General features: G+C 62.2%; 8 protein-coding genes. All 8 read right to left on the reverse strand.

The features are described from left to right. Nucleotides 1-1,458 (reverse strand): TraC family protein (locus OPU69_RS19615; RefSeq protein WP_498513242.1); only part of this gene is annotated, 1,458 nt, incomplete at its 3' end. Between the two features lie 6 nt (nucleotides 1,459-1,464). Next, nucleotides 1,465-2,187, reverse strand: a complete 723-nt coding sequence (locus tag OPU69_RS19620; RefSeq protein WP_058818288.1) for a hypothetical protein — start codon at nucleotides 2,185-2,187, stop codon at nucleotides 1,465-1,467. Continuing rightward, nucleotides 2,184-3,026, reverse strand: a complete 843-nt coding sequence (locus OPU69_RS19625) for a DsbC family protein (RefSeq protein WP_058803361.1) — start codon at nucleotides 3,024-3,026, stop codon at nucleotides 2,184-2,186. Before OPU69_RS19625 ends, OPU69_RS19620 begins: the two co-directional genes overlap by 4 nt. Before the next feature lie 8 nt (nucleotides 3,027-3,034). After that, the gene (locus tag OPU69_RS19630; protein WP_498513245.1) at nucleotides 3,035-4,324 is read right to left on the reverse strand and encodes a TraB/VirB10 family protein; all 1,290 of its coding nucleotides are present in this window, start codon (nucleotides 4,322-4,324) and stop codon (nucleotides 3,035-3,037) included. A 5-nt stretch (nucleotides 4,325-4,329) separates the two neighbouring features. Next, nucleotides 4,330-5,130 carry a type-F conjugative transfer system secretin TraK gene (locus tag OPU69_RS19635; protein ID WP_058803363.1) on the reverse strand — a complete coding sequence of 267 codons (801 nt, stop codon included), beginning with the start codon at nucleotides 5,128-5,130 and terminating at the stop codon, nucleotides 4,330-4,332. Then, nucleotides 5,127-5,693, reverse strand: a complete 567-nt coding sequence (locus tag OPU69_RS19640; protein ID WP_054136667.1) for a type IV conjugative transfer system protein TraE — start codon at nucleotides 5,691-5,693, stop codon at nucleotides 5,127-5,129. The genes OPU69_RS19635 and OPU69_RS19640 overlap by 4 nt, the downstream gene beginning before the upstream one ends. Before the next feature lies 1 nt (nucleotide 5,694). Then, nucleotides 5,695-5,979 carry a type IV conjugative transfer system protein TraL gene (traL, locus tag OPU69_RS19645; protein ID WP_054136666.1) on the reverse strand — a complete coding sequence of 95 codons (285 nt, stop codon included), beginning with the start codon at nucleotides 5,977-5,979 and terminating at the stop codon, nucleotides 5,695-5,697. A gap of 89 nt (nucleotides 5,980-6,068) precedes the next feature. After that, a complete protein-coding gene (locus OPU69_RS19650) occupies nucleotides 6,069-6,371 on the reverse strand; it encodes a hypothetical protein (protein ID WP_498513248.1) in 303 nt (100 codons plus the stop codon). Nucleotides 6,372-6,378 lie beyond the last annotated feature (7 nt).

The following is a 6,378-nucleotide window of genomic DNA, read 5'->3' on the forward strand; positions in this document are numbered from 1 at the left end:
GCCCGAGCCGGACTTGCCGGAGATCGCGACATTGTGGTTGCCGGCACTGTTCTGGAAGGGGGACCAGAATTGCGGCTGCCCCCGGCGACCTACGAAGAGCAGGTGCGGGATGTTGCCACCGATGTATTCGCCCTGGATCGGCGCAATCGCGGCAAGGTTCGCCGACCGCATGGTGCGCATGCGCTTCATCCGCTTGAGGTCGCTGTCGAGCCCGTCAGCCAGCAGCAGCGGAAAGTGCGCCATGAAGGCGGGAAGCTGGATATGGGTCTCGTCAATCAGATCCCACCCGCTCGCCTTGTAGAGAGCCTTCAGCGTGCGCTCGCAGGGCTCGCCCCGGCCCTTCGGCGCGATGATCGTAACAGCATAGTAGCAGGACACGAGCTTCTCGCCCTGCTTGACCCGGTCGGCAACGAACTGCCACTCAGCCGCTTCGGTACGCAGCTTGGGCACAAGCTTCACGCCCTTGCCTTCCGCAAGCGAGCTGGTGCGCACGAACTTGTAGCCGGCCTTCGCTTCGGAAGACTCCTGATTGGGGATCACTCCACAAGCCGTCTGCAAGACAGGACAAGGCAGCGAGAGCTTGGGGTTGAAGATGTCCCCAATCACCTTCTGGCTGTCCCAGGGTGCCCAACGATCCGGAAAATTGCGCACCGCCATGGTGCGCACATCGAAGCGCTCAGGCACGAAGTCCTTTAACTCGGGCACGCCATCGACTGATGAGCCCGTTGGCCGCAACGACTGTGCCTCAAGCACAAGGCGGTCACGACCGACATGGGTGACGAGATCGCGCCTGATGCACTGCTCATTGATAGGATCGAACCGGTTGTATCCCGGCACTTCGTCGCCAGCGCCAGTGGACGGGGCGAGGATCTCATCGAAGAAGCGGATCAGGTCGGTTGGCGCGAATTCCTTGACCGGCACATCGATGGAATCGAGCGCGGATATGATCCCCTCGCGCATGGTAAGGAGGTCATCGGTCGAAAGGCCCGAACCGTCACTTATCCCGACCGCGAGCAGCACGCGAAAGCTCCGCACAAAGAACGGGCCATCGCTCGCAAGAGTGGACCATGCTCCATTGCGCAACTTGTCGACGCGGTGACGGGCGAGCGTCTGGAAAACCCCCGAAGCCTTGTAGCGCGGCAACGCCCAGGCCTGAAGTTTCTCAGCAACGCGCGGACTCGAATAGTTCGTGACCGAGAACTTGGTGCCGGGCAGAAGAATGTCGGAGAACAGCGACCCGATCACATCATTGACCCGGTCGTTTGCACCGACAAGCGGCGCGAGCTCGATGATGAAACCCTTCGAGCGGACCTGATGAAAGATACGCTTCTCCTCATCGAACGAGCGATACCCGAGGAAATGGGAGAGCATTGGCACGCTGGCAGGCCGAGCGTTCTGCTCAGGCTTGCGAGCGTCGCCGGTTACCAGATCGATGATGTTGGTGAAGGCCTGCAGCATGGCGCGTTACTCCGGCGTTGCAGGGGGCGTTGCAGGGAATGAGGCGGCCTCGCGCCTCGGCAATCGCTGCTGTGATGCGAGGCGCTCGGAGACCTTCGCCTCGATCTCAGCGATCGGGTTGGCAGGCTGAGAAGCCGCTTGCTGGGCTGGGGCCTGCTGGATCGGCGCTGGGGTCTTTGGAAGATTGGACGCCATGGCAGTCTCAGCGCCCACGGAACCTGGCTGACCGTCATCCAAGATGCCAGGGGCAATCGCCATGAATTGCGGTGCGCTCTCGGCGGCCGCCAACAGCCCCTGAGCACGCGCAGGCTTTGCACCTCGTAGCGCAATTGTCTCGAGAGCATCGCCCCGGCCCGGGAGCATCGCCTTAACTGGCACCGCGATGCGGGCATGGGCTGTGCCTGCGGCATCCGTGTAGCCCGGAAACACGACAGACAGCTCGTAACTCGGCGACGAACGCGCAACGAGGGCTTCGAAACCGAGCGACTGGCCTCGCACAGGCGCGGAGATCCCGTCGTCCATCCGGAATGGACCTGCAGGGTTCAGAAGATCCGCCGAGGTCGTTTCCTCGATCCGCGCAATTGCGCTGTCATCGATCACCAGAGAAGGCGCGCAGATACCGTCTGCAGCCTCGCAGCGAAACTTGCCGCTGACGTTGGTACCGAGCGTCGTACAGGCCGACAGCCCGAACGTCACAGCCGCGATTGCCAATGCGCCTTTGGTGTTCATGACACCTTCTCCTTCAGCCAGGTTTCGAGGAATTCGCGAGGGCGGAAGCCGTGAAGGACAGCGCCATCGTCGCGCACAATGACCGGGGTGCCGGTGAACCCATGTTGCCTCGCAAAGGCCTCATTGGCATCAAGGCCCGAGGTGTCGCAGCGCCGACCGCTCGTGATCGCGCCTCCATCATAGGCTTCGTTCACCGCGCGGCGCTTGTCGGTCGCACAGATGACCGCCTCGGAGATTGGACGGGTGCCGAGCACCGAAATCGGGCGCTCAACGACCTTGACGTCGAGCGTCGCGAGGGTTTCGTGGAGGCGTTTGCAATACCCGCACCGGAAATCGCTGAAGACGGTGAGCGTCCGGCCACCCTTGCCCATCACGACGCTGCCGCTCGAGGGCAGAGCTGCCAGCGCTGCGGGATCGATACGTGGCAGTGGCTGCGCGCCGCCCGCACCTGCCTGCCGTGCCGGTGTCGGCTCGGCAGCGTCCTCTTGCTCCCCAGCGCCCCCCGCGCCGACCAGCATGTCCGGGTTCATCTCGAGCAACCGGGCGGCTGTGAGATCCTGCTTGGTCTCCATGTCGTAGACACGGCCAATGATGAGATAGCGCGCCGAGCGGTCGATGTAGAAGAGGTTCTGGCGTGCCTGAACTTCGCAAACGCCCTCGATCTTGTCGCAGTCGATCGTGGTGATCTCGGTCTTGGGGAGACGTTTGACCAGCGCTGCCTTGATCGTCGCAGCGTCGTCTGCCGCCGCGGCATGAGCGGCGGCTGCAATTGCGGCGAGGGAGCCAGTGAGCGCAAGGGCGGCCCCTGCGACCTTCCATGTGGTCCATTTGAATTCCATGACGGGCCTCAATTCCTGATGAAGGTGCCGTCGAGGAACACGACCTCGACCGCAGCACCGGTGGGCATCTCGACGACCGGCTGATATTGCTCGGCCCGTTCGATCAGATAATCGGAGAGAGTGTTCCCGGCGTTGGCCGCGCCGCCGCCAATCGCCTGAATGCCGACATCGGAAGCGGACGGGAGCACGGGATCTTGGGAAATCCGGGGGATCTGGTTGGCACCCTGGAAGGCGTTGCCTACCCCGCTCACCAGCCCTGCAAGAAAGGCTTGCGTGGTCAGCGAGCCTTCACGGCTGACAACCCGTCCGCGAACGCCGACTTTGCCGCCAAAGGCAATGAAGCCCTTGACCTCTGACACCGCAAAGCGCCCGCCGGGCTGCGCGCAGGTCATGCGCTGTAGCTTCACATAGACCTTTTCGCTGGAGAGATCGCCGTAAGCCGCACCATTGACCATGCAGCCCTGCACGCGGGTCGCGAGCAGCTTGCCGTCACCATAGACCGAGCGCGCCGGGCCCGTGATGCGCAGAAGAACCGGCAGAGGGTCACTCTGGCTGCGGGTATTGGTCGTCGCATCAACGCCGACCACCACGGTGGCATTCGCGATTGAATTGGGCGGAAGGTAGTTCGGGGAGTCGGTGTAAACCGCAGGGGCCTTGGCGGGATCAATGCGCGAGCCCGTCCCGCCTGCTTGCGCGAAGGACACCATCTGCACGTCGCTGCCGCGGCGGGGGATTGCGGCGGAAGGTGCGTCGGATGCAGCTGGCGAAGACACGCCCATATCACGGGCAGCCGCAACAGGTCCGGGCGCAGTCGGGCGGGCATTGCCCCTGGTGACCTGCTGGCGCAGTTGCTGGTTCTCACGCTCATAGGCCTCGAGTACCTGCTGCCCGTCGCGCGCCATCGCGGCATTTTCACCGCGCAGAGCCTGAATCTCGCTTTGCAACTGCGCAACCTGGCCAGCCTGCGCTTCGACGCCCTTGAGACGCTGATCCTGGGAGTTAACCTGACCCTCGTAGATGGCCATCCATTCCTGATCGACGCGCTGTCGGTTCATCAGGGCATCAGTCGAAACCTCGGTCTCGTGCCCAGGCTTGGTTGCCTCTTCAACCACGGTTTCCGTCCGCAAGACATACATGGTCGAAGCCACGACCGCGACACCACCCAGCCCAAAAAACAGCATTCTCTGCCGCTTCTGTGCCTTGTCATTGTCGATGATCGAGCCCGTTTCATCGACCGCATCGCGGCCATCGGCCTCGGCGCCATCCAGATCCTTGGGCTTGCGCTTGAGAAAATCCATGAGGCTTACCTTCCTGCAGGCACGACCACGTAAGCAGCAGTCGCCTGCCCGCTTGCGAGGTTGGGGTTGGAAATTGTGACGGCGATTGCACCGTCCCCGGCGATGAGTTCTTCGCGAAGCGCGATCGGTGAGGAGCTGGCATTCTCGATGCGCAGGACCTTCCCGGTCATCGTCGGGCTGCGATACTCGGTGAGGAGCTGAACCTTCATATCGCCGACGTTGACCGGGGCACGGGCCGCATCGCGGATCTCGAAGCCGGTCACCGGGCGCTGTTCGAACATCGCCCTGACGAGCCCGACAGCGCGATCCTGCAACGAACCCGATGCTGTAAGGACCTCAGGCTTGGCGGAAGGATTTTCGATATCGGCATTCGCCACAAAAACCTGCACCGCACTGTCACCGCCAATCTGGCAGTCGAACTTGTAGACAAGGCCCTTTTGCGTCGTCCCGAAGAAGGAGATGTTCGGCTTTGCATAGGCTTCGGGAACCGAGATGTAGATATCGCCGCGGGTGGGTTCGTGGACGATCGAGAAGTCTTGACCCTCGACGCCAGTTTGCACTCGGGACACCGACACAAACCGGTCATCCTTCAGCGAAATGCGCGTCAGGTCGGCCTTGGATGCCCGGCAGCGAACCTCTCCATTGTCGACGGCGAGGATGTTTTCGTCAGCAAAGGCTGGCGTGGCCGCCATGACGAAGCCGACCGAGAAAAGCGCAGCGCCAAGCCCACGAAGAAAATGGCTGTCGATGCGGAAAAGCAACGGCGCGCCTGAGGCAAGGCAGAGCGTCGAGACAGAGAAGGTCATTGGTTCGCTCCTTCCTTCTTAACGACGACACCAAACCCCTTCAGGCGCAGCGACACGCCGGTGTAGGTCCAGTGAAATTCGAAGATCTTGTGCTCGCGGCGCACGTCCTTGGATCCGACGATGGTATGAAGGACGCCTCCGACCTGGCTGGTGAGGTTTTCAGGGTCCGTGCGGATCCAGTTGATCGTGACAAACTGGGTAACCTGAGAGCCCTCCTGCTCCGCCACGATCCTCAAGAGCTTGGCCTTGAGAGCCCCGCGCGCCTCCGGCGCGGAAATGGCAACGATGCCATCAAGCCAGTATTGGAGTGTTTCGGGCGAGCGGTTGAGCGCGAGCTGCGCGGTGTCGCGCGTCACAGCCTCAAGATACTCGGGCGTGAGCGCCGCAGAGCTCAGCGTCATCTGGCTGGGCAGGATGGGCTGCAGCACAACCTCGCGGTCCCGCGTCGATGCCGCGGTGAACATAACCACCACGAGAATGCCGAGCACGACACAGATGAGCGCAAGCAGGTTGCGTTGCTTGAGGGTCCGCTGCGACGCCTCGTGGGCAAAAGAGATTTCCATATCAGCCCGCCATCACACGAAGATGAGATGGCGGAGCGACCTTCAGACCGAAGAATTCTCCCGGCAAATGCCAATAGGCAAAATGCAGGACCCAATGCATCGAACGCCCAGCTTTGACCTTGCGATAGCCGAACCACGCAGCCAGGGCCAAAAGGAGCCCGATGACAACGTGCTGAGCGAGAATTCCCCAGGTAAAGGGTATGACCATCACGAGGAATTCATCGAGGGTCCAGAACCCGATCAGTTCTGGATCGTCGAGATGTTTTGGGATCGAATACTGGTCCAAGGATCAACTCCGCCAGAGAGAGGACAAGGAGCAGCCGCCAGAAGGGTGAACTGCGGTACCCTTGCCATCATGAAGCGAGGGGGCAGGGTTCAGACCGTGCCCGTCACCGAGGCGGTGACGATCGGAATGCCGGTCCCGGCTCCGACGCCGACGCCAACCGGGATTGCGACCTGACCGAGCGAAAAGCGGCCCGACGCCAGCGCAACGATGCCGCCAGCGAGCGAGAGCACCGTGATGATCCGGCCACCGGAGCCTTCAAGGAAGCCGGTGAACTGGGCGAGAGCGGTGTTGAAGGTCGTGTCGGCTCCCGCCATCGCGGCATCAGCGCCGAACACGCTGGCGGCTGCGAGCGCCGCAATCGCAACAGCAAGCGTGCCGCTGCGATTCTTCAGATCGAGT

The organism is Blastomonas sp. 34TW, from assembly GCF_059803595.1.

What these genes read in the sequence shown, in the direction of transcription:
- OPU69_RS19630 (WP_498513245.1), bottom strand. Translation starts at nt 4,324, where the DNA reads ATGGATTTTCTCAAGCGCAAGCCCAAGGATCTGGATGGCGCCGAGGCC.
- OPU69_RS19620 (WP_058818288.1), bottom strand. Translation starts at nt 2,187, where the DNA reads ATGAACACCAAAGGCGCATTGGCAATCGCGGCTGTGACGTTCGGGCTG.
- OPU69_RS19640 (WP_054136667.1), bottom strand. Translation starts at nt 5,693, where the DNA reads ATGGAAATCTCTTTTGCCCACGAGGCGTCGCAGCGGACCCTCAAGCAA.
- OPU69_RS19625 (WP_058803361.1), bottom strand. Translation starts at nt 3,026, where the DNA reads ATGGAATTCAAATGGACCACATGGAAGGTCGCAGGGGCCGCCCTTGCG.
- OPU69_RS19635 (WP_058803363.1), bottom strand. Translation starts at nt 5,130, where the DNA reads ATGACCTTCTCTGTCTCGACGCTCTGCCTTGCCTCAGGCGCGCCGTTG.